Annotated in this window: 1 protein-coding gene and 1 pseudogene; both read right to left on the reverse strand. The window is 37.1% G+C overall.

Annotated elements, in window-relative coordinates; translation table 11 throughout:
- Positions 1–862: 862 nt before the first annotated feature.
- Entirely contained in the window at positions 863–1,018 is a 156-nt protein-coding gene (locus ACGF7G_RS22330) for a PAAR domain-containing protein (protein ID WP_339959290.1), read from the reverse strand.
- Between the two features lie 3 nt (positions 1,019–1,021).
- A pseudogene (locus ACGF7G_RS22335) lies at positions 1,022–1,231 on the reverse strand (hypothetical protein); the annotation flags it as partial.

The following is a 1,231-nucleotide window of genomic DNA, read 5'->3' on the forward strand; positions in this document are numbered from 1 at the left end:
AAAAGAGAGTTGAAAAGAAATTCACATATAAAAGAATATTATCCGAACGGAATAGGTATTAAAGCGTTTTATCAACGGTTATTTTACGGATAAAACCTTAAAAACAATGCAATAAAAAAGGGATAAAACGGTTAATGTGGCAGGATTTAAGTGCTGAAAAAGGCGGCTAAAACAGCGTTGGTAAAGATAAAAAGTGGAGGTATTTAGGGTTTGTTAAACGTAAAGTATGATATTTTATGATGATTAAATGTAATAAAAATCCCGTATTAAAAGGGGTGAAAACGAGGATTAAAATTTTACACGCGATTTATTTTACATTTACCTAACCTGCCATGATGATTTAAAAATGCAAGTGAAAAGGTATTAAAGCTTTTGGCTTCTATATCAAGGGCAGATTTAACTCGGTAAATGCGAGTTTTTAACGGGGGATTTAATGGTATTTAATCGGAAATGATTAACCGTTAAAAGAGAGTTGAAAAGAAATTCACATATAAAAGAATATTATCCGAACGGAACAGGTATTAAAGCGTTTTATCGACGGTTATTTTACGGATAAAACCCTAAAAACAATGCAATAAAAAAGGGATAAAACGGTTAATGTGGCAGGATTTAAACTCTGAAAAAGGCGGGTAAAACAGCGTTGGTAAAGATAAAAAGTGGAGAGGTTTAGGGGTTGTTAAACGTAAAACATGATAGCGGATGATGATTAAACTTAATAAAAAGCAGGCGTTAAAAGGGGTAAAAAAACGGTTAAAACTTTATACCGATTAAAATCATCAGTTAAAAAATGACGTTTAATAACAGCTTAAAGCCTGCCTTGTGTTTTGTGGGTATTTTAATTAATGGCTTTGGAGTTTGATCTTTATGACCGTACCTTTAATCGACAGGCTCCGGTCGGGCAACCACAATTAACAAGGTGTCCCGCCAGTGCAACAGGTATTCCCTGTATATTGAACAAGTTAGAACCTTCCGCAATAGCACCGGTTTGTTTACATTTTCTTTCCACTACACTTCGCATTATTTACTCCGCTCTATTTTCCGCTGCTCGTATTAAATGCCAAATCGTTGTGCCTGACTCCGCACCCTGAACATCAAAAGCCATCGCGCCCTGAGCAAAGAAATACTGTTTGTCAGGGATGCTGTCTGTTCGCCAGATCCCGCTGACCAAGGCGGGTTCGCCGCCTCTAATCGGCGTTATATGCAGAGGGCCACTATCATAGCGGGCATACCA

This window comes from Photorhabdus sp. RM323S, from assembly GCF_042879375.1.
GTDB classification, from domain to species: domain Bacteria; phylum Pseudomonadota; class Gammaproteobacteria; order Enterobacterales; family Enterobacteriaceae; genus Photorhabdus; species Photorhabdus tasmaniensis.

Excerpts from the sequence above, each read along its gene's own strand:
- ACGF7G_RS22330 (WP_339959290.1), bottom strand. The coding sequence starts at position 1,018 with ATGCGAAGTGTAGTGGAAAGAAAATGTAAACAAACCGGTGCTATTGCG.